Source organism: Paenibacillus xylanilyticus (assembly GCF_013359935.1).
Taxonomy (GTDB): Bacteria; Bacillota; Bacilli; order Paenibacillales; family Paenibacillaceae; genus Paenibacillus; species Paenibacillus xylanilyticus.
Map to the genome: position 1 here is coordinate 573,081 of NZ_JABMCB010000206.1, position 21,547 is coordinate 594,627.

Annotated in this window: 19 protein-coding genes; 14 read left to right on the forward strand and 5 right to left on the reverse strand. The window is 48.0% G+C overall.

What is annotated here, in order from left to right; genetic code table 11:
- Positions 1–14 precede the first annotated feature (14 nt).
- Positions 15–539 (reverse strand): NAD(P)H-dependent oxidoreductase, encoded by a 525-nt coding sequence (locus tag HP552_RS34475; protein WP_175399801.1) that lies wholly within the window; start codon positions 537–539, stop codon positions 15–17.
- Positions 540–726: 187 nt separating this feature from the next.
- On the opposite strand from HP552_RS34475, the gene HP552_RS34480 reads away from it, so the two are divergent.
- Positions 727–1,209: a MarR family winged helix-turn-helix transcriptional regulator gene (locus tag HP552_RS34480; RefSeq protein ID WP_175399802.1), complete on the forward strand. Its 483-nt coding sequence runs from the start codon at positions 727–729 to the stop codon at positions 1,207–1,209.
- Between the two features lie 92 nt (positions 1,210–1,301).
- Here the strand turns inward: HP552_RS34480 and HP552_RS34485 are convergent, their stop codons facing one another.
- Positions 1,302–1,601, reverse strand: a complete 300-nt coding sequence (locus HP552_RS34485) for a hypothetical protein (protein WP_175399803.1) — start codon at positions 1,599–1,601, stop codon at positions 1,302–1,304.
- Positions 1,602–1,814: 213 nt separating this feature from the next.
- Between HP552_RS34485 and HP552_RS34490 the strand changes: the two genes are divergently transcribed.
- From HP552_RS34490 to HP552_RS34500, 3 genes are all read left to right on the forward strand, one after another.
- On the forward strand, positions 1,815–3,839 hold the full coding sequence (locus HP552_RS34490; protein WP_175399804.1) for a Na+/H+ antiporter: 2,025 nt from the start codon (positions 1,815–1,817) through the stop codon (positions 3,837–3,839).
- Positions 3,840–3,958: 119 nt separating this feature from the next.
- Positions 3,959–4,897, forward strand: a complete 939-nt coding sequence (locus tag HP552_RS34495; protein ID WP_175399805.1) for an aldo/keto reductase — start codon at positions 3,959–3,961, stop codon at positions 4,895–4,897.
- 67 nt (positions 4,898–4,964) lie between these two features.
- Positions 4,965–5,741, forward strand: a complete 777-nt coding sequence (locus HP552_RS34500) for a polysaccharide deacetylase family protein (RefSeq protein WP_175399806.1) — start codon at positions 4,965–4,967, stop codon at positions 5,739–5,741.
- Positions 5,742–5,811: 70 nt separating this feature from the next.
- On the opposite strand, the gene HP552_RS34505 is transcribed toward HP552_RS34500, so the two are convergent.
- Both HP552_RS34505 and HP552_RS34510 read right to left on the reverse strand, forming a co-directional pair.
- Positions 5,812–7,353 carry a DHA2 family efflux MFS transporter permease subunit gene (locus HP552_RS34505; protein ID WP_175399807.1) on the reverse strand — a complete coding sequence of 514 codons (1,542 nt, stop codon included), beginning with the start codon at positions 7,351–7,353 and terminating at the stop codon, positions 5,812–5,814.
- Between the two features lie 9 nt (positions 7,354–7,362).
- Positions 7,363–7,998: an efflux RND transporter periplasmic adaptor subunit gene (locus HP552_RS34510; RefSeq protein ID WP_175399808.1), complete on the reverse strand. Its 636-nt coding sequence runs from the start codon at positions 7,996–7,998 to the stop codon at positions 7,363–7,365.
- Positions 7,999–8,158: 160 nt separating this feature from the next.
- Between HP552_RS34510 and HP552_RS34515 the strand changes: the two genes are divergently transcribed.
- The 3 genes from HP552_RS34515 (at position 8,159) to HP552_RS34525 (ending at position 9,571) form a co-directional block, all read left to right on the forward strand.
- Complete coding sequence (locus HP552_RS34515; protein WP_175399809.1) at positions 8,159–8,623, forward strand: hypothetical protein; 465 nt, start codon at positions 8,159–8,161, stop codon at positions 8,621–8,623.
- Between the two features lie 126 nt (positions 8,624–8,749).
- Entirely contained in the window at positions 8,750–8,956 is a 207-nt protein-coding gene (locus tag HP552_RS34520; protein ID WP_175399810.1) for a YwbE family protein, read from the forward strand.
- Positions 8,957–8,977: 21 nt separating this feature from the next.
- On the forward strand, positions 8,978–9,571 hold the full coding sequence (locus tag HP552_RS34525; protein ID WP_175399811.1) for a DUF4269 domain-containing protein: 594 nt from the start codon (positions 8,978–8,980) through the stop codon (positions 9,569–9,571).
- A gap of 13 nt (positions 9,572–9,584) precedes the next feature.
- Here HP552_RS34525 and HP552_RS34530 read toward each other — a convergent pair whose 3' ends face one another.
- The gene (locus HP552_RS34530; RefSeq protein WP_376769008.1) at positions 9,585–10,958 is read right to left on the reverse strand and encodes a hypothetical protein; all 1,374 of its coding nucleotides are present in this window, start codon (positions 10,956–10,958) and stop codon (positions 9,585–9,587) included.
- A 464-nt stretch (positions 10,959–11,422) separates the two neighbouring features.
- Between HP552_RS34530 and HP552_RS34535 the strand changes: the two genes are divergently transcribed.
- From HP552_RS34535 to HP552_RS34565, 7 genes are all read left to right on the forward strand, one after another.
- On the forward strand, positions 11,423–13,246 hold the full coding sequence (locus HP552_RS34535; protein WP_175399813.1) for a sensor histidine kinase: 1,824 nt from the start codon (positions 11,423–11,425) through the stop codon (positions 13,244–13,246).
- Complete coding sequence (locus HP552_RS34540) at positions 13,221–14,834, forward strand: response regulator transcription factor (RefSeq protein WP_175399814.1); 1,614 nt, start codon at positions 13,221–13,223, stop codon at positions 14,832–14,834. The genes HP552_RS34535 and HP552_RS34540 overlap by 26 nt, the downstream gene beginning before the upstream one ends.
- A 196-nt stretch (positions 14,835–15,030) precedes the next feature.
- Entirely contained in the window at positions 15,031–16,017 is a 987-nt protein-coding gene (locus HP552_RS34545; RefSeq protein ID WP_175399815.1) for an ABC transporter permease, read from the forward strand.
- 17 nt (positions 16,018–16,034) lie between these two features.
- Positions 16,035–16,943, forward strand: coding sequence for a carbohydrate ABC transporter permease (locus tag HP552_RS34550; protein WP_175399816.1), 909 nt, complete (start codon positions 16,035–16,037; stop codon positions 16,941–16,943).
- A gap of 149 nt (positions 16,944–17,092) precedes the next feature.
- Positions 17,093–18,616: an ABC transporter substrate-binding protein gene (locus tag HP552_RS34555; RefSeq protein ID WP_175399817.1), complete on the forward strand. Its 1,524-nt coding sequence runs from the start codon at positions 17,093–17,095 to the stop codon at positions 18,614–18,616.
- A gap of 131 nt (positions 18,617–18,747) precedes the next feature.
- Positions 18,748–19,461 (forward strand): hypothetical protein, encoded by a 714-nt coding sequence (locus HP552_RS34560; RefSeq protein ID WP_175399818.1) that lies wholly within the window; start codon positions 18,748–18,750, stop codon positions 19,459–19,461.
- A gap of 293 nt (positions 19,462–19,754) precedes the next feature.
- Positions 19,755–21,509 (forward strand): sensor histidine kinase, encoded by a 1,755-nt coding sequence (locus HP552_RS34565; RefSeq protein WP_175399819.1) that lies wholly within the window; start codon positions 19,755–19,757, stop codon positions 21,507–21,509.
- Positions 21,510–21,547 lie beyond the last annotated feature (38 nt).

Below are 21,547 nucleotides of genomic sequence, written 5' to 3' on the forward strand. Positions count from 1 at the left end.
AAATGAAACGGTTGTCAGGTAATCAGGCGATTGGTGATCCGGGCGACACGCTCACCCAGTGCTCTGCCAAGAGCTATACCCTGATCACTTAGCAGAACGTCACTATCTACCGGACAGGTAACACCGACACCATAATATGAACCATACAAGGCGTTGTCGGCAAAGTTCCCTGGCAGTCCGGTTATAATCATTCCCTGATGCAGCATGGGGGTCAGCAGATGCAGCAGTGCCGATTCAAGACCCCCATGTTCGGTGGCAATCGTACAGAAAACGGCACCTACCTTATCCACCAGTTTACCTTCAGCCCAGAGGTATCCCAGTTTATCAATCCACTTCTTCAGTCCAGAGCTAATCGAACCAAAATGACCCGGACAACCCCATATGATGGCATCCATCTCCACCAGTTTGTATACATCGGCTTCTTCAGTGGAGTGGAGATGTACGGTTGCTCCGTGCACACTGGCTGCTCCAGCTGCAATCGCCTCAGCCAGCGCTTGTGTATGTCCGCCCTCGCTGTCGAAAACAATATAAATGTTCAAGCTTCATGACCTCCTTCTAATGGTTCAATCATCATGCTATAAGGTAGCTTGTCACATGAAACGTGAAAATAAGCATGAATTTTACAAACAGGTACAAGAATATGAAGCAAGCGCATTTTTCACAAACAAAAAAGTGCAAATATGTTACAATGTAAGGTAGGTTATGATGAAAGGCAGGAGGAACGTTATGAGTCCGGATACGGAGCAAAACTCACAATTGGCAAACGTTGATCAATTGTTGGAGGCCTTCTTCAGATATAAGAATAAAGTATTGGATCAGCAGCAGAAGACGGAGACAAACTGCAAACTGAATCCGACTAAGAGTCATATATTGGGCATGATTTTAAGGGAACAGCGCTGTATGGCTGTCGATGTGGCAAGACAGCTCAGTTTATCATCTGGAGCTACCACGATTGTCTTAAACCAACTGGAGAGTGAAGGGTTGATCCAGCGGGTACGCAGTGAAGAGGATCGGAGAATTGTCTGGCTGTCCCTGACAGAGGATGGAGAGCAGCTCGCCCGAACCTTGAATGCCAACCGTGGACGCATGACGTGGGAATTACTACAAGCGCTTACGGAAGAAGAGCAGCAGCAGATGGTAGGGATGCTTAAGAAAATTGAACTGAAGCTGCTGGAGAAAATGAAAGCATTGGAACAAACACATCGTTGAATATAATCGGTTTGAAGCGTCAGAAGTCAAGGTTCTTCCCATTAATGGGACGGAACATTGACGACTGACGTTTTTCTTTTCAAGCAGGGTTGTCACAGATGGAAACGCTGAATATGTTCAGTCAATCCGGCCTCCATCAGTATTACTTTTTGCTTTTGCCCAAGCAAGTCGAAATGAGGGAAAGGTTCGCGCCGATGAATGTAGCGAGGATCAAGTCCGTGTTCAAAACACCATTGTTCAAGACGTTCCAGATTCGAGCAGCCTACTTTGGTCACACTAGTAATGCCGGGAAAACGCGGATCTATCCAGAAATGAGTAAGATAGGCAAGCTCGCCGTTTGATACGCGATCTTTCCATTCTGACAACTCCTGCCGATTAATGCCAAACGCCATAGATACCAAGTTCCTTTCCAATCGGGTATTGTCATGAGCATATTGTAACATCTTATAAACAGATTCAAACCGAATTTCTTCAATCTGCGCTATTCTTGACTTCACTTGCAGGGTAATGAATATGACAACATTTTTATAACAAAACCGGATATATGTTAAAATAAGACTACTCCGATTGGCTTTATCACATCAATAGCGAAAGGGATTATCATCATGGAACTGTTTATAGCGGTACTTGTATTGCTGGTGCTTATCGGGTTGTCGAACATCCTGAACCGATTTGTACCTTTCATTCCGGTTCCGCTTATTCAGATTGCCCTGGGGGTTGCGATTGCGCTTCTTCCTGCAGGGGTACATCTGCCGCTGAACCCGGAACTGTTTTTTGTGCTCTTTATAGCTCCTTTGTTATATAACGATGGCAAACGAACGCCAAGGCATGAATTGTGGAACCTGAGGGCTCCCATTCTACTGCTGGCGCTGGGACTTGTCTTTGTTACGGTGGTCGTGGCAGGCTACGCCATTCACTGGCTCATACCGACTATTCCGCTGCCTGCTGCTTTTGCCCTTGCAGCCATCCTGTCTCCGACAGATGCGGTAGCGGTTGGTGCCATGGCAGGGCGTGTACATCTGCCCAAAAGCATACATAGACTTCTTGAGGGAGAAGCATTGATGAATGATGCATCCGGTCTGGTTGCATTCAAATTTGCGATTGCTGCAACCGTAACAGGCGTGTTTTCTCTGGCGGAGGCATCATTCAGCTTTCTGATTATTGCGATTGGGGGATTGCTGGTTGGTGCAGTATTATCCTTTCTGCTCATTCGGCTGGGTGTCTGGATCCGGCGTCTTGGTATGGAAGATGTGACCATTCATATGCTGCTGCAAATTTTGACACCATTCGTTATTTATCTGGTGAGTGAAGAGATTGGGGTTTCAGGCATTTTGGCTGTTGTGGCAGGAGGTATCATCCATGCCATTGAACGTGACCGCACTGAATCGGTTCAGCTGAAGATGCAGGTGGTTTCTGCAAGCACGTGGTCGGTTATTTTATTTATTCTGAATGGATTGGTTTTTGTCATTCTGGGGGTACAGATTCCGGATGTGTTGAGCACAATCTTTGTGAATGTATCGTTTAATAATCTGCAGGTTTTGGGTTATGTCGGACTGATTTCCTTGTTGTTGCTATTGCTTCGTTTTGTCTGGATCTATCTGTTCTGGCAAGGGAATGAATGGTTCCGTAAAAAGTCACCGATAGGTAAGCCGAGACTGCAAGAAATATCGATTATCTCCCTGTCAGGTGTAAGAGGAGCCGTAACCCTTGCGGGTGCTTTCTCCATTCCGTATGTGCTTCAGGACGGATCTCCTTTTCCCGAACGGGATTTAATTATTTTCCTGGCAGCCGGAGTCATCCTGTTTACCTTAATTGCTGCAAGCGTGTTTCTACCTGTGCTGGCCAAGAATGATGAGAAGACAACGGATGGATCGCAGCAAACGACAGAACGTAAAGCAAAGGACATTATGCTGAATGCTGCCATCCGGGCAGTCAAGTCCGAGATGACCGACGAGAACAAAGCCGCCGCGCTCGCTGTAGTTTCCGATTTGTCCAAATACATCAGGCAGGCTGCAGGGCAGCTGACTGCGGGTAAACGCAAAGACATTTTGAAGCAGGAAACTGCCATTAACCTGATTGGTACACGAGCGGAACGCAGGGAAATTGAAAATATGCTGGATGAGAACGTAATAGCTTCTGAAGCCGCGTTCAAATGTAACAGCTGGTTGGACCGCAAGGAAATGATGTTGGCAAATCGCACCAATACCCAAATGATGTTCTCGATCAGTGAAATTGGACGTGTGCTTGGACATTTATTTACGAATCGTACCGAGAAACCGGACCAGCCTTTTATGATTGAGAATGCGGATCTGTTCCGTCAGGTTAAACTGCGTACCTCTGAAGCGGCAATCAAAGCAATTCGTGCTCATATGAATGATGGTAACCGGCCCGTGGCACTGTCAGTTATTGCGAAGTATGAGCGGGTCATCGCCAGACTTAGGAGTTGGAATCAGGGCAAGACTGAAGATCCGTTCAATCAGGAGAAGCTCGAGTTGCAGATGGTCGCCATTCAGGAGCAGCGCAACACGGTGCAGCAGTTGTATGAGAATGGGGAGATTAATCGTGATGTGGCTGCGAAACTACGGCGGTTTATCAACGATGTTGAAGCGACTGTGTTGAAAAACAGCTAAGCCGATAAATCCGATATTTTAAATGTGTATATGGTTTTGATATAATATGTTGATCGTCAGATACACTACTTTTTATGGTTGTACTTATTTACAGCTCGGGAAAAGGAGATGGATGAGACATGGCAGAACAACAGACTCGCTTGGGGAAAACCGAATTGATCGTTAACCCGATCGGATTGGGTGCAAATGCAGTAGGAGGACATAATATCTATCCTGATATGCTGAATGATGAAACAGGCAAGGAAGTGGTTCGTGCGTCGCTGAAGCATGGCATTAACTTTGTGGATACAGCCTTCATCTATGGACCTGAACATTCAGAGCGATTAATTGGCGAGGTGCTGAAAGAAACAGGGCAGCGGGAGCAGACCATCATTGCAACGAAAGCATCCCACAAATTCGTGGATGGCAGCGTAGTACACGATAATTCGCCTGCTTTCCTGAAAGCATCTGTCGATGAAGCCTTGAAACGTTTGCAGACCGATTACATTGACTTGTTCTATATTCATTTTCCGGATGAACACACACCGAAGGATGAAGCAGTAGGCGCGCTGAAGCGGTTGAAGGACGAAGGAAAAATCCGCGCCATTGGGGTTTCCAACTTTTCTCTTGAACAGCTGCGCGAAGCGAATCGGGATGGATACGTGGATGTGCTGCAATCCGAATACAATCTGTTTAAACGAGAGGCCGAGAAAGAACTGCTTCCGTACACAGCAGAACATGAAATTTCTTTTGTTCCATACTTCCCTCTGGCAGCCGGGCTGCTGGGTGGCAAATATAATCGAGATACGACATTCCAGGATGGACGGGCCAAAAACCCGCTGTTCACGGGAGAAAACTTTATCCGCAACCTGGACAAAGTGGAGCAGCTTCGCAGCATTGCCGAGTCCAAAAATGCTGAGGTTGCACATTTGGTTCTGGCCTGGTACCTGACTCAGCCTTCGATTGATGCGCTCATTCCGGGAGCGAAGAAACCGGAACAGGTCATCAATAATCTGAAAACCTTGGATGTGAAGCTGTCTGCTGAGGAGATCGCAGTGATTGACCAGATTTTCCGTTAAATAGTTCAGGCAATTCGGGAAATGCTAACAGGGAGTTTACGTTTAACGACAAAGAGAGGACATAAACATGAACCTGAAGGCAGCCCGAACAATCGGATTGTTCACCCTGATTTTCATGCTCGGCACTAGTTCTGCCTATGCGAAGCCTGTTCAGAAGAACCGTCAATACTACGAGGAACGGGGAGAGATTGTATGGGAGGTACCTACACATGACAAGCTCATTGCGTTAACCTTTGACGATGGTCCGGACCCGGTACAGACCCCGCAGATTCTGGCTCTGCTTAAGCAGTATCAAGCCAAAGGCACTTTTTTCGTGTTGGGTAAATGGGCAGAGAAATACCCTGAACTGATCGTGCAGGAACAGCAGGAGGGGCACGAAGTAGCGAATCATACCTATGCCCATACTTATGCTGTCAGATCCACAGTGCAGGACAAGTATACGCAGGATATGACGGCCGCAGAGCAGTCCATTATTGATGCAGGTGTACAACGCCCGCTGTTGTTCAGGCCACCCGGAGGATTTTACAATGATATGGTCATTGAGGCCGCGAAACGAAAAGGCTATACCATTGTACTGTGGTCCTGGCATCAGGATACACGTGATTGGGCTTCTCCTGGAGTGACAGCCATCACGAGCAAAGTGCTGAAAAATGCCCGTAACGGGGATATTGTTCTGTTTCATGACAAGGTGGAAGGAAAATCCCAGACGGCGGATGCACTAAAAATAATTTTGCCCAAACTCCAGCAAGAGGGATACCGCTTCGTAACGGTATCCGATCTGCTTGCAGTAAAGGCCAAAGAAGCTGCCAAGGACGGCGTGTCATCCTTGAAACAACCGCAGTAAGCTAACTAAAAACCGCAGGTTCTCATATGAGGAACCTGCGGTTTTTTAGTTATGTTCAAGGGCGGTCCGTTTACTGTTCTGTCTTCACCGGACGGGGACGGGAGCGTGCCCGGCGCAGAAACAGTGACAGGATCAAACCAATTATCGAAATCCAGGTGGCGACAATAAAGGCATCATTAATGCCTTCAATCGTCGAGGTCTGGACAGCGATGCCGTAGAGCTGCTGCAATGCCAGACTTGAACCTTGTTCAGGTGGCATGCCTGCGATGGCTGCCATCTCCGTACCCAGCAGACCGACTTGTTCAGTCAGGGGTACATTGGTTGTAGTTACCGTGTTCCCGTAGTCAGCCAGATGAATTCCCGACCGAGTAGCCATAACGGTAATCAGCAAGGCTGTTCCAATTGAGCCAGCTACCTGTCTGATGGTGTTGGACATCGCAGTACCATGACTGGTCAGATGAGGGGGAAGCTGGTTTAACCCCTCGGTCTGCACGGACATCATCAGCATGGACATGCCGAAGCTGCGGAGTGTATACAGCATCATAATGTGACCATAGGGCGTTTCCCCGGTTAATTTACTGAATTCAAAAGTGGAGAATGCTGTAATCAGCAAGCCCACAATGGCCAGGGGACGAGAGCCGATCCGGTCGAACAGAGCTCCCGAGATCGGGGACATGACACCCATGAGCAATGCACCTGGCAGCAGCAACAGCCCGGATTGCAGGGGGGAGAATCCCCTTATATTTTGCAAATAGATCGGGAGTAACAACATGCCTCCAAAAAGTGCCATGTTGATGGTGGCACTGACCAGCGTGGAAATGGTAAATATATCGTATTTAAACACACGAAACTCCAGCAGGGGATACTTCATTGCGGTTTCACGGAGAACGAAGAACGTAATGAAGAGAATACCGATGATCAAGGTCAGCAGTACAATTGCGCTGCTCCACCCCTTGTCTCCTGCAGAGCTGAATCCATAGAGAAGAAATCCGAATCCGATTGTTGAAAAGAGAGCACCATACGCATCGAATTTGGGAGAACTGAGCTTGGATACATTTCTTAGCCAAAGAAAGGCAAACAGGATATCGAGCAAGGCAAGCGGTATGACCATATAGAACAGAATGCGCCATGTGTAGTGCTCCACGATCCAGCCGGACAAGGTAGGACCAATCGCCGGAGCAAACATCATGGCGATTCCCATCGTCCCCATGGCTGTCCCTCTTTTCTCTGGAGGGAAGACCGTTAGAAATACGTTCATCACGAGCGGCATAATAATTCCCGCACCGCTGGCCTGTACAATACGTCCAATCAGCATGACCGTAAATCCAGGACTGATCGCGCAGATGGCAGAACCCACGGTGAACAGCAGCATTGCTATGATGAACAGTTTGCGGGTCCCGAATGACTCAATCAGATAGGCCGTAATGGGGATGAGCACACCATTGACAAGCAGATAGGCCGTTGACAGCCATTGTACGGTTGTTGCCGAGACGTTGAAGTCATTCATCAGATGGGGGATCGCCACATTGAGCAAGGTTTGATTCAGAATGGCAATAAAGGCGCCGAGCAGCAGGACGGCAATGGTTCTTCCGAGCGGCAATTGATTATCCATCGGCTGACCTTATATATGAACGCGCACAGTGGCGCTCATGCCTGGTACCACGCCCAGACCTTTGTAACCCTCAATCGTAATGGTGATCGGAATGACCTGTGTAACCTTAGTGTAATTGGCGTTGGTATTGGAGGACGGCAACAGGGAAAAGGATGAAGCCGTAGCGAGTCCAATCGTATCGACCTTGCCTGTTAGTGTGGTATCTGGAAAAGCATCAATGTACACGTCAACAATCTGACCGCTTTTGATTTTGTCGATGACGGTTTCTTCCACGTTCGCGGTAACATACAAGTTATCAAAGTCATATGCTCTAGCCAGTGGATTCCCGGCGGAAACCAGTGAATTCTCCACAGCGGTGGCCTGTACAATGGTACCGCCAACAGGCATTGTAATCGGAGTGGATTTTCCGCCTGCGGAGACAGTTCCGACTGTATCCCCTTCATTAAACGAAGTGCCTACTTTGCCTTTCCAGGTTTGAAGTTCACCGCTAACGGTGGAAGCGACGGATACGGGCTGACCAGTGACGGAGGCATTATCCGTTTTGACATAGCTGGTGGACTGGTTGTAATAGTAAATGCCTGCGGCGCCTGCCCCCAATATCACCAGAATGACAATGATATTGATCAATATGGCACGTGAGTTCATGTGGATCATTCCTCCTAAAATGTTCTTCTGCTGACAATCCTGTTTGGAGCATTCCCGGTACTCGGCTGCTCTATACGAAACAACATGAAATATAATTCGCAGATTGGGGAACCAATATATTGATATGTTGCCCACAGGCGATGACAAGGAGGATGCTTACATGTTGATTATATTGGCAGTAATTGTTGTAATCGGGGTTATTTTTCTGATGATCTTTAACTCGAAATCGGCCCGCAGAGCAGCAGAAGCAAGGGCTGCCCAAACTGCTGCGGCAGATCAAGAGCCTGTCCTTCTACAGGAAGAAGAGCAGCAAGACGTAGAAACTGTAGATTCACTCCATTCGGTGGATTATTCGGAACATGGCGATCCGGAAGAGACAGAGCCTGCACTGCAAGAATCCAGGATGGAGGCGAGCCATCCAGTCCGGGATCAGGGAAATGAAACGAAAGGCAACGATAATGCATACCGCCAGGCTTTGCTTCATTTCCGCACACAATCTGAATCGGAAGAGGAACCAGCCGTAACGGAATCGAATGATGTTGAAAAAAGTGCAGATGAGGTTTATCGATCTGCATTGAGAGAGATGAAGAACAAGTCATCCGACCCTGATGCAGACCCGAAATAAGGTTTGCACGTTTTCAAGCAGCGGACATGGCTTTCGTTTTGAATCCAAAAGGTCTACAATAGATGAAGCTTTGTTGAACCTTTAGCTGAATGGATGACGTTGCAAGAGGAAGGAGAAGGACTGTTTATGAACGGACAACAACGAGTAAACATTAAACCTGGCCTGGAGGTAGATATTGTACTGAAGCAGGATCAGCCTACAGGCAAGCTGACAAGGGGTATCGTTAAGGATTTGCTGACCAAATCCCCTACACATCCCCATGGCATTAAAGTTCGCTTGACAAGTGGACAGGTTGGACGTGTAAAACACGTCATTACAGGAGCGGCAGAGTGATTCGATGCCCGAGGCTGTGACATGAAGACGGCAGCAGAGGTTATGGCACATCTGGAATCGGGAAACAAACGCCAGCGGGAAGCCCACCGGGTGCTCCTGCAGAGTGAATTGTTCTCCATTTTGAATGAATACACACCTTATCCGGCCGGAACTGTTCCCATAGATGTGGACATTCCGGGCAGTGATCTCGATATATTGTGTGAAGCTGCAGACCTGGACGCATTTGAAAGATTGGTGACGCAGCAGTATAGCGGGATGTCGCATTTCTCCTGCCAACGCGGAGTAGGGCTGGCTGATGGACATGCTTATGTGACCTGTTCCTTTCAAGTTGAGGATTGGCCTGTGGAGGTTTTCGCCCAATCGATACAGGTCATCAGTCAGAATGCTTACCTTCATATGCTCGTAGAGTGGGAGTTGTTGCAGCTCTGGGGTGCTGAAGGGCATGCTCAGATCCGCAGACTGAAACAGGAAGGATTGAAGACAGAGCCGGCCTTTGCCGCAGTGCTGGGATTGCATGGAGATCCTTATATGGAGCTGCTGCGTTTGGCGGGGTGGAGTCGGAATAAGCTGTGGAACTGGGCCCGGCAGCAAACTTCTTTCCAAAAAAACAGTTAAAGGAATGCACTTATCAAATTAGAAAGATCGCTACAATGGTTGTGACCGTCAATCCCAGCAGTACCGGCTTCAGGTTGCGGCGTGCCAGTTCAAATGGACTGACCCCGCAGATGGCAGCTGCCGGAATCAGAGCCCAAGGGATTAAGGTACCTCCGCCAACCCAGATGGCAGCCACCTGACCGAGTGCTGTTAATACGGGCGCAGAATCAGCTGTTCCAGCAAACATCGAGGCGATGGAGCCAACCAGCGATATACCCGAAAACCCCGAACCATCCATTCCTGTGACCGCTCCGGTCAAGGTCATCGTTATCGCACCAACCGTGTCATTCAAAGGGACTAATCCCGCAAGGGCAACGCCCAGGTCGTTAACTATGCCGTGTGAACCATCAGGCAGAGGATGACTGAACAATTCGGTAATGGCTGCGTCCCCCAGGTAAAAGAAGGCTGCAATCGGTATCACCGGACCAAACACTTTGAATCCAAACTGAAACCCCTCGATTAAATAATTCGTTGTTTCTTCAGGCCCCTCATGCCGATGTGCAGCGAGGGTGACCGCGATCAGAATCAATACCGCCGTGCCACCGATCAGGGCTGTAGCATCCCCGCCCTGAAGCTGGAGAACAAACATCAAAATGACATCCACTGCGAATAGCAACGGTATAATTAGAGCAAATGCCTTTTGTAATCGTATCGGTATGGCTTGACGTTGTTCAATTGGTGCAATTTCGGCTCCTGGCAGAGCTTCACTTGGAGAAGTAAGACCGTTTAACGAATCACCTGGAACTGGATGGCGAACCGGAGCTGACACTCCAGTCTTCATCTCGTTTCGCAGCATCCAGAAGGCCGTCACTGTGGATACCACACCCATGACGAGTACGAGAGGAATACTGGCCGTCATAACGGAGGTAACCGGAAGACCGGCTGCATCAGCAGTCAATTTGGGAGCCCCTTGAATGATATAGTCCCCCGAGAGGGCGATACCGTGCCCGAAGAGGTTCATCGCAATGGCAGCCCCGATGGGCGGAAGTCCTACACGAACCGCTACCGGAAGCAAGACGGCCCCAACCAGAGCCACCGCAGGCGAAGGCCAAAAAAACAGGGAGACAGTCATCATGATTAGCCCAATTCCCCAATAAGCCACCTGTGGTGAACGAATAAATCGGGTTAACGGTGCGACCATCACTTCATTAATACCTGTGCGAATCAGCACCCGACTCATGGCTACAATGATCGAGATAATAAAGATCGTGCTGAGCAGTTCTTTTGCGGCATAGACAAAACTATTAAAGATTCCTGACACCGCACCACTTAACGTCTCTGTTGCCAGTAATCCGATCGTCATTACACCGGCAACACAGATGATCGTGGTATCCCGGCGCCGGACCATGACGGCAACGATGAGCACGATAAAAGCCAAATATACATAATGCAGCGGTACCAATTGAATATTCACATCACATGCCTCCTTCCACCTTAGTCCTAAGGCGTGCTATATCGTATGCATGTCAGAACCGGGCGTTCGTGGAGAAGAGGAGAGCAAGGAAGCTTTATTTTTGGGGAACAGCGCAAGTGTGACAGAAGCAGGATTTTTTTTACAAAATGGAGAATGGGTAGACCATACAGAATGGAAGTGTTTGCTGAATCAGGTCACCATAGATGACAGAGTTAGGTCACTTAAACATATAGACAATGCGTAATCCGCATGATTACAATGAACATGCCACCATAAAGGAAGAAATATGGAAAAATTCCAGCCTTGAGGAAGTATCAAATAAATGAACTATTTATTTTTGATAACGTTTACAGGTTTGAGAGCAATCCAATTCAACGAGAACAAGAGGGCGGGAATCCATGAACTTTATCCGTTCATTGCGTTTCAAATTCATGATTGGCTTGACACTTATTATGCTGCCGTTGTTCCTGCTGCTGTACTATAACAATGTCTATGCGATAAGAGTTGTGCGCGATAAAGTATCTCTCACCAACATGAATCATCTTGCGAAAAGTGTAGAGCAGAATGAGCGAGTACTGCAGGAAACCAATCGGTACTTATACAGTCTGGGCGAGCGTGACCCGGATATTATTTCGCTTTTTTTCCTGAAATACGGCAGCGGGGATTACATCATCGCCAAACAGCGAATCATGAACAAATTTATGACAGATATCGGATTTTACAATCTGATTGATTCCTTTTTCCTGTATGATGCGGTGAATGATGACCTGCTGCTGGCGACTTCGGGCAGTTATGATGTCAAAATGTCACTTGTGCGGGAGAGCATGCCTGTTCAGATGACGCAATTGGACGATGAAATCCAGCAGCCGGAATGGAGCATCGTTCGCGGCGGGGCGTGGAATGCACTGGTCAAAACAGTACGAATCAACCAGCAGTTCTACGCTGGTGCACTTGTGGATATGAACGCGCTGAATCATCCCGAACAATTCACGGAATCCGGTGAACGTGGAGGCGCAGTCATCGTGGATAGCAATGGGGGTGCACTGTCGGGTTCTTCCCTGGACCCGGCGCAGATCAAGCTTGCTGCAGCACATCTCTCCGGTCTGGAGAATCCGTACCAGGTCATTTCGGAGGTTACGTCCAGGGGGGATGCACGTCAATACCTGATGCTGGGTATGCCCTCTGCGATGTCCAAGATGAATTATATTGTCCTGTTGCCGGAAGAGGATATGCTGCGTAACCTGCCCTTTTTTCAGCAGATTATTCGTCTGCTGCCTATTGGGGCAGCGGTCATTTTGATCACAGCACTTGTCTTTTTGCGACAGCTGCTGTTTCGACCCATGAATACACTGATTCGGGGGATGAGACGTGTTAGCCGGGGCGAACTTGATGTGAGGCTGGAACCGCCGGCTTCATCGGAGCTGGAGTTCGTAACCCGTAGTTTCAATCAAATGACAAGCGAGATTCAGCATCTGAAGATTGATGTCTATGAAGAACAGCTGCGCACCAGAGAAGCCGAATTCAAGCAGCTCCAGATGCAGATTAATCCTCACTTTTACCTGAATTCCCTGAATATAATCCACAGCCTGGCTTCACTGCAAAAGCATGAGCTGGTCCAGCAGATGGCCGGACATTTGGCCGATTATTTCCGGTTCAGTCTCCGGGCAGGCAAACGTGTCATCCGGCTGGATGAAGAACTGGAACACATTCGTCACTATTTGGAGATTCAGAAGCTCAGATTTCCGAACAAACTGAATTTTTCCCTGGACGTGGATGAGGGACTTGGCCAGTATATGTTGCCACCTTTAACACTTCAGCCCTTTGTGGAAAATGCAATCATTCACGGGTTTAAACGGCGTACCGAACCATTTGTGATTCGTATTACAGCCAAAGAAACGAAAACGTTATCCGATGGTGAATCCGAACGAATGGGGGAGGGGGATTGCGCCACCAATTTGAGGCTTTCAGTAGAGGATAACGGCGTAGGGTTTGAGCAGGAAATGCTTACACGGCTGCAGCAGGGGTTATATGCGGAGGACCCCAGCGGACAGCACATCGGGATCTGGAACGTTGCCCACCGTTTGCTTGTGAAATACAGCGACACAGCGAGACTGGAGTTCCGAAATCCGGATGCTGGTGGAGCAGCGGTCATCCTATATTTGCCCGCCCAGACGGAGGCTGAAGAAGGGGGAACTTATGCGGAACCTGTTAATCGTGGATGATGAGGTCTATGCCCTTCAGGCCATGGTGGAAGGGATTGATTGGAGCTTGGCAGGAATCGATCAGGTATTCAGTGCTGGTGATGCCGAAGAAGCAAGAATGGTGCTTCAAAGTCATTCCATAGATATCCTGATCTCTGATATTGAAATGCCGGGGGAAACAGGTCTGGATTTGCAGAGCTGGGTATTGAAGCATGATCCCGGCATACTGACCATTTTTCTGACAGGTCATGCTCTGTTTGACTACGCACAGACAGCGATCAAGTTAAACAGCTTTGATTATGTGTTAAAACCTGCTCAGGCGGATCAACTGCTCAAGATCGTCACAAAGGCTGTGGACAAAATCAAAGCCGGAGAGCAGCGTTCACGTACCAATAAGATATATGAATCCGTGTATAAACGCTGGCAAACCCATAAACCGCTCCTGACGGAGCGATTCTGGAAAGATGCCATCTCTCAACGTGTTACTCTGACCAAGCCACGACTCCAGGAGCTGGCCGAAGTATATGGAGCGGAAATTGATCCCGACGCACGCGTTTTGCCGATTGTCATATCGGTGGAGGAATGGGTGAGGGAGTTTGATCTGCGTGATGAGGAGGTGCTGGAATATGCCCTTCGCAATGCAGCCAAGGAGATGATACTTGGTGAACAGCCGGGGGAAGTATTTCAGGACCATAGCGGTCTGAATATTGTACTCGCGTATGAACAGGGTGGCGTCGTACCAATTGCAAGCCAAGTTGCAAAGGGCTGCCAAGTGTACATTCAGGAGTGCGGGACGTACTTCTACTGCCGCTTGTCCTGTTATGTGGGCGTTCCTGTTGCCGTGACCGAACTGCAGGGCCTTTTGAACGAACTGATGGATATGGAGCGCCGTAATATCAGGGAGCTTGAAGGAGTCTTCGTGTATGACGAGCAGGGCAGGGAACCGGAGGATCGCTTCTTGCCGATCCCTTGGTTCTCCGAGCTGTCCATTTTGTTCGAGACTGGCAAAGTTGACGATCTTCGGGAGCGCGTGGAAGAAATATTCGAGCTGCTGGCTGCCCAGGAACAGTTATCTCCTGAGATTCTGCGCCTGTTCTATCACGCCATGCTGCATGTGGTCTATCCCCTGCTTCATCAGAAAAGCGTATCCGTACGCAGTCTGTATCCGGGTGAGCGGGAGCCGGAAGAGAGCATGGTCACCCGTTCCCTGCCGCAATTGAAGCAATGGACATTGGATCTCATTAGCCGTGCCATTCCGATACTGTATCCCGACGATCACAGCCCCATGACGGTGGTTGATCAACTGTGCATATATATCGAGAACCATATTGGGGAGGATCTGATGCGGGAGGAGTTGGCATCTTTTGCCGGCTTCAACCCTGCATATCTGTCCCGCCTGTTTCGGAAGGAGAAGGGGATGTCGCTCTCTGAGTTTATTTTGCAGCGCCGGGTAGCCAAAGCAAAAATGTTATTGTCCGAATCAACCGTCAAGGTAACCGATATTGCGGGCAAGGTGGGCTACTATAATTACTCCCATTTTACGAAAATGTTCAAAAAGTGCACGGGCATTACCCCACAGGAGTTTCGCAAACAGTCCCGCACCGTCTAGCGCTGACGCAGCATGCTGCGTCTTTTGTTTTGTTTTGTTTTGTTTTGTTTCATGTAAAAGTCATCATTTGATAAGTGAAGAGGTCACCACAGCAGATAGTGGGCCGGAACTCCCAGCCGTATACTTGAACCACAGGATACACAGCGGTGCTTTCATCCTGAGGAAGGAAATCAAGAGGAGTGAGGGAGAAGAGGTTATGAATACACAACCCCAGGCGGGTAAGGGCGTACGGATATCGGATATACCGGAACGATCGGTCCGCAAGCGGAAGTCTGTATGGTACAATCTTGGGAAATTTAAAGTGCTGTATCTCATGTTTTTGCCAGGAATTTTGTTTCTGCTGGTGAACAATTATATGCCGATGTTTGGGGTCCTGATTGCGTTTAAAAATGTGAATTACGCCGACGGTATTTGGGGCAGTCCCTGGAGCGGCTGGGATAACTTCAAGTACCTGTTCTCGACAAGTGATGCTTGGGAGATCACCCGTAATACCATCGCTTATAACACCGTGTTCATTGCGCTGAATTTGGTCGTAGGAGTAGGACTCGCAATCCTGCTTAATGAAGTGAAGAACAAGGCAATGTCCAAACTGTATCAATCACTTATGCTGCTCCCTTACTTCCTGTCCATGATCGTGGTCAGCTACCTGGTTCTGGCCTTTCTCGGCAAGGATTCGGGTTTCATGAACTCGACGATTCTGCAGCTCTTTGGCGGGCAGCCGATTGATTGGTACTCGGAGCCAAAGTATTGGCCTTACATTCTACCGATTGTGAACACGTGGAAAAACATTGGATATTATGCCGTCATTTATTTGGCAGCTGTCGTGGGCATTGATGAAGAATACTATGAAGCCGCTGTGCTGGACGGAGCAAGCAAGTGGCATCAGATCCGGTTCATCACGGTTCCGTTTCTGGTCCCCCTAATTGTCATTATGACACTGCTCCAGATTGGCCGGATTTTCTACGCGGACTTCAGTCTGTTCTATCAGGTTCCACTGGAATCGGGGGCTTTGTTCCCGGTAACGAATGTACTGGATACCTACGTATATCGCACATTCCTCATTGGTGGCGACATTGGGATGTCTTCTGCGGCTGGGTTGTATCAGGCAGTTGTCGGTTTTGTACTTGTCCTTGTATCCAATACAATCGTCCGAAGAATGGATAAAGATAATGCACTATTTTGAGAGGAGGCAAGTCAGCTGTGAAATCACGTGATCCATTAGCAGTGTCGCGACGTTCCGCGTCCATCATCCACGGCATGTTCATCTTTTATGCCATTGCCTGCATCGTGCCCATCCTGCTTGTCTTCGCCATCTCCTTCTCGGACGAGACAACGGTTATTGCGAACGGGTATAAGCTGATTCCCGAAAAATTTAGCCTGACCGCCTATGAGTTTTTGTTCAAGGATATGGATCAAATTATCCACTCTTACGGCATTTCCATAATCGTAACGGTGATAGGTACCATTACCAGTGTGGCGCTGACTGCACTATATGCCTATCCTCTTTCCAGAAGGGATCTGCCTTACCGGGGATGGTTTGCATTCTTTATTTTCTTCACGATGCTGTTCAACGGGGGGCTGGTTCCTTGGTATCTCGTATACGTCAATGTGCTGGATCTCAAAAATTCCATTCTGGCCTTGATTTTGCCCCTGCTGTTATCGCCGTTCTTCGTTCTGGTCATGCGTACGTTCTTCGCTAATTCCATTCCGGTATCGATTCTTGAATCGGCACGGATCGATGGAGCAGGAGAGCTCCGAACGTTTACACGGATCGTACTGCCGCTCTCCTTGCCGGTTATGGCTACCGTGGCGCTGTTCAGTACGCTGAATTATTGGAATGACTGGTATCTCAGCATGATTTTTATTTCCGATAACCGGACGATCAGTCTTCAGTACCTCATGTACCGAACGCTGCTCGATATTCAATATTTAACATCCAACTCCAATGTCTCTTCACAGATTTCGTCGCAGGGCGGATTGCTGAATCTACCCAACAAAACGCTGCAAATGGCGATGGCTGTCGTGGGCATCGGTCCGATTGTGCTGGCCTATCCGTTCTTCCAAAGGTACTTCATTAAAGGGCTTACGGTGGGTGCTGTGAAAGGATAACTCCGGCCCGGTTAGCGGAAAAATGGATGATCCCAAGATAGACTGAAAGGGCTAATATACAGTGCAATGAAACATCAGGTCAGACTCGGGTAACATGCGAATTGGGGAAAACGCTCGCAAAGTCTAACATTTTATTGGGAGGGGTTCAGTTGGTTAAGTCTTTGAAGGTATGGCCGCGACTCGCGGCAGCCGCTATGGCACTAAGTTTGGTACTTGCAGGATGTTCATCAGACAAAGGTGGAACGACGCAAGGTGCAGAAAGCGGTGGGAACGGAGAAAGCGGCGGCAAATCCTATGAAGTGACTTTGTATTATCCAGGGACACCACAGAAAGACGTAGCATTGGTAGAAGCCGAGATCAACAAAAAAATGGAGCCCAAGATCGGAGCTACCCTCAAGATCAATGCAATCGACTGGGGGCAGTGGGATAACAAACTCAATCTGATGATCTCTTCCGGAGAAAAGTCGGACATTATTTTTACGGCGGCATGGCAGAACTACACCGTCAATGTGGCAAAAGGGGCATTCCTGCCCCTGAATGATCTGCTTGACCAGTATGGGCAGGATATCAAGAAAAATCTGGACCCTGCCTTTCTGGAAGGTTCCCAGGTTGATGGCGTGAACTATGGCGTTCCGACAAACAAGGAATTGGCAGCTACGCGCGGTGTCCTGGTGCGCCAGGATCTGGCAGATAAATACAAACTTGACCTGACTACGGTAAAAACGTGGTCCGATCTGGAACCTCTGCTGAAAACGATCAAGGAAAACGAACCAGCGGTTACTCCGTTCTACATCTCGAACACCAACGGGAATGGGCTGCTTGAAAACCTCGACTGGGATTATCTCGGTGATGCATCCGTACCTGGAGTCATTTCCAAAACTGCAGGGACAACAACCGTGCTGAATGAAGTGGAGACACCTGAATTTCAGGAGGCTGCTGCACTGGCGCGCAAATGGTATCAGGCAGGATATATCAATAGTGATGCAGCAACTTCCAATGTATTTCCTAAGGATCAAGCGAAGGCAGGCAAGGTCTTTATGTGGACCGATGGCATGAAACCGGGGAAGGACAAAGAAGAAGAAGGGTACGTCGGATATCCACTGACTCAGATTGAGATGACGCAGCCAACCATTACTACCGGAGATGCTTCAGGAGCCATGCTGGCGATCTCACGTTCTTCCGAGCAGCCGGAGAAAGCGATGCAGGTTATCAACCTGCTCCACTCTGACAAGGAGATCAACAACTTGCTGAATTTCGGTATTGAAGGCAAACATTATGTCAAAAAAGACGGCGAGGACAATATTATCACTTTGCCTGCAGGCGTGGATGCCAACAGCCGCACGTATAATCCCGGTGCACAGTGGCAGCTTGGCAACCAGTTCCTGAACTTCCTCTGGGATAATGAAGATCCTCAGAAATGGGAGAAATTCAAGGAGTTTAATGCCAAGGGAGTCAAGTCACCTGCACTCGGCTTTACCTTCAACAGTCAATCTGTCAAAAACGAAATTGCAGCGGTCAATAACGTAAACAAACAGTTTAAACCGGGTATGACCTCTGGTGCGGTAGATCCAAACGAGATGATACCGAAGTATCTGGAGAAGCTGAAAGCCGCAGGCATTGACAAGATTATTGCAGCCAAACAGGAGCAGCTCGACGCATTTCTGTCCAAATAAAATGATCTTTTCCCAAATAATCAAGGTGTTTTCGGCGAAAGTCGAAGATGCCTTGATTTTTTTGATATGGATTGTACATCATAATTAGGAAATTTATGATATAATCAGGTAGCTTAATAGGGGGTGTTCCTGTGTCGAGGACGAAATTAGCGTTCTCTGCGATTTTGCTGCTCTTTGCCATCATTTTTACGTTTAATCACCACCTGGGTTATTCGGTGGGAGATAGGATGTTATCCAAGATGGGGTTATCCCCCTATACCACAGCTTACGTAAGCGGTGTACATGTTACTATTTTTATAGGACTGGGTTTATTGGGATGCAGTTTTTATCTAACACGCAAAGTGATCATGCCATCGCATCCGCGATTGGCGAAGCGCCTCTGGCTGATCGTCGTGGTCATTATTCTTAGCTATTCCTACATAACAGACAAGGTGATGTATGTTGCCAAATGGGGCTCCACAGGCATCCATGGTGTATCTTATCTTCAGAATGACAGCTCCTGTATGTACCACGTATCCCGTGATGGCAGTACAATCGTAAGCTGTGACCTTACACTTAAAAATTATAGCAGACAACCCGTCGCAGCGGTGCTTCTACCCGACTTGGCCAGAAGCTACAGACAACAGGATGATCCCTTATATGACGCATTGAAATCCGTCGAACTTACACCAGCACATCTCGAGATCAAGCCTCACGGAACGTTCTCAGGCAAAATTGCATTTTCAGGTATTGCTCAGTCTCCGCTCCAGGTAAAGGGCAAACTCGCCGATATTGTGCTGGATGTGGAAGTAGAGGGTCAGAACATTGTGTTTGATTATGCCAATGCCATAAGAATACAGAAGTAAATACATAGCAGCATGATAGAAATTTTAGAATGGTGTCATAGTAGTTATCCGCGAGGAGCTGGCCGGTATTGGCTGGCTTTTTTTTGTGATGTGAAGTTGCAATTAGTGCAGAAATATTGGATTTGTGACCTTTATCCCCTTAATGGTAACGCTTACGCTATTAATATGCCGGTTTGACGAGGAGCGATGAAACGACGAAGGCGGAGAGACGCATGAGAAAAAAATAGATTGTTTTTACCGCTTACATCATTACAATTAATGTCACGACAATTTTAGACAAGGTGAGATGAAAAATGTCATACCGGACCAATCTGTTTTCCAAAATGATGATCTTAATCCTGATTATGCTGATTCCGGTCGTATTGCTGTATTGGTACTCGAATCACAAAACGACGGCCGTGCTCAGGGATGAATTGAATCGCTCCAATAGTAACCAGCTCGAATTTTTCCAGAATCAAGTGAATACACACATTGAGTTGTTATCATCTTGGCCCAATCTGCTTATCCATGACCCGGATATTGCGAGCTTCCGGCGGATTTATGCGGATAGCCGGTATTTTGACCTCGATGCAATCAATCTGGTTAAACGTATTCAAAACAAGCTGAGTATTCAGGAAAGTTCATCGAACTGGACAACAAAATTATATTTGTATTCCCCTTCCATGGGCAGAGTTGTTTCCGAACGGGATGCGCGTTTTTATGATAAGCAGGCACTCAGGGAAAGTATGGTTTCCGGTTGGGATGTGCGCAAGGTTGAGGATGGAGAAGACGAAAAATTCATGTTCAGCTGGATTACCGCTTCCCCTTATGGGATCAAGGATCCAGCCGTGAATGCAGAGACCATTATCAAGCTGGAGTTTGATAGCGATAACATTCGGGATATGCTGGACAAGTTCAAGGATGACGGAAGGCATGATCCGTTCTATTACCGGGAAGAATCCGGAGTCATCTATAACCGGACTTCGGATCGTACCCTGACGAATCAGCTGATGGACCAGCTGGCCATTCATAAACTTCAGGATGTGGACAACCGTACCGTGGTGATCGACAACGAACCTTACATGGTGAACACGGTTAAATCCAGCACGACAGGCTGGTATCTGGTGGATTATATGCCTTTATCCGATATTTTGAAACCCATTCATCAATCGAATGTCCTGTTCTATTCTTCAATGATTTGTTTGCTTGGTATGAGTTTTCTTGCTGCTTATCTGTTGTACGTTCAGGTGCAGGTGCCCGTGAAGCAGCTTATTCGTGGCTTCCAGCGACTGAAGCAGGAGGATTACTCGGTACGAATTGAACCGAAGGGGCGAAATGAATTCAGCTTTTTGTCGGAGCGATTCAATTCCATGGTGGATCAGATTCAGCAGTTGTTTGAACATGTGTATCTGGAACAGATCCATGTACGCGAAGCCCGTTTGAAGCAGCTGCAATCCCAGATTAACCCGCACTTTTTCTATAATTGTTTTTCTTTCATCACAAGCATGGCAAAGTTGAAACGCGTGGATGCTGTGGTAGCCATGTCACACAATTTATCCAGGTACTATCGTTACACAACAAGGCAGGAACGTGATGTTGTGCCGCTTACAGAAGAAATCGAGTTTGTTACCTGTTATCTGGAAATTCAGCAGATGCGCATGGACCGGATTCGTTATTGTATTGATCTGCCAGAGTATATGATGCGGCAGGAGGTCCCGCCGCTTATTGTGCAGCCTTTGGTGGAGAATGCGGTAATTCACGGTATTGAGGCGGATGCGGAAGCCGGAGAGATCAGAATATCTGGGAAAAAACGTGATGGTGTGATGATTCTTATGGTGGAAGATGACGGACATGGGATGACCGATGAGGAGCGGGAGAGGCTTCTTGATAAGCTTCGGGGCACGATGGATCAGGAAATGGGCTGCGGATTGTGGAATGTGAATCAGCGGTTGCAGCTGCGATATGGAGAGCAGGCAGGCATTGACATTACAGAATCCTCACTGGGTGGGCTCTGTGTGACCCTATCTTGGCCTGCAGAAGATGAGATATGTGTGGATCAGTGCCCATAGCGAACGATTGACAGGAATTTCGAGAGTGAAAAATATAT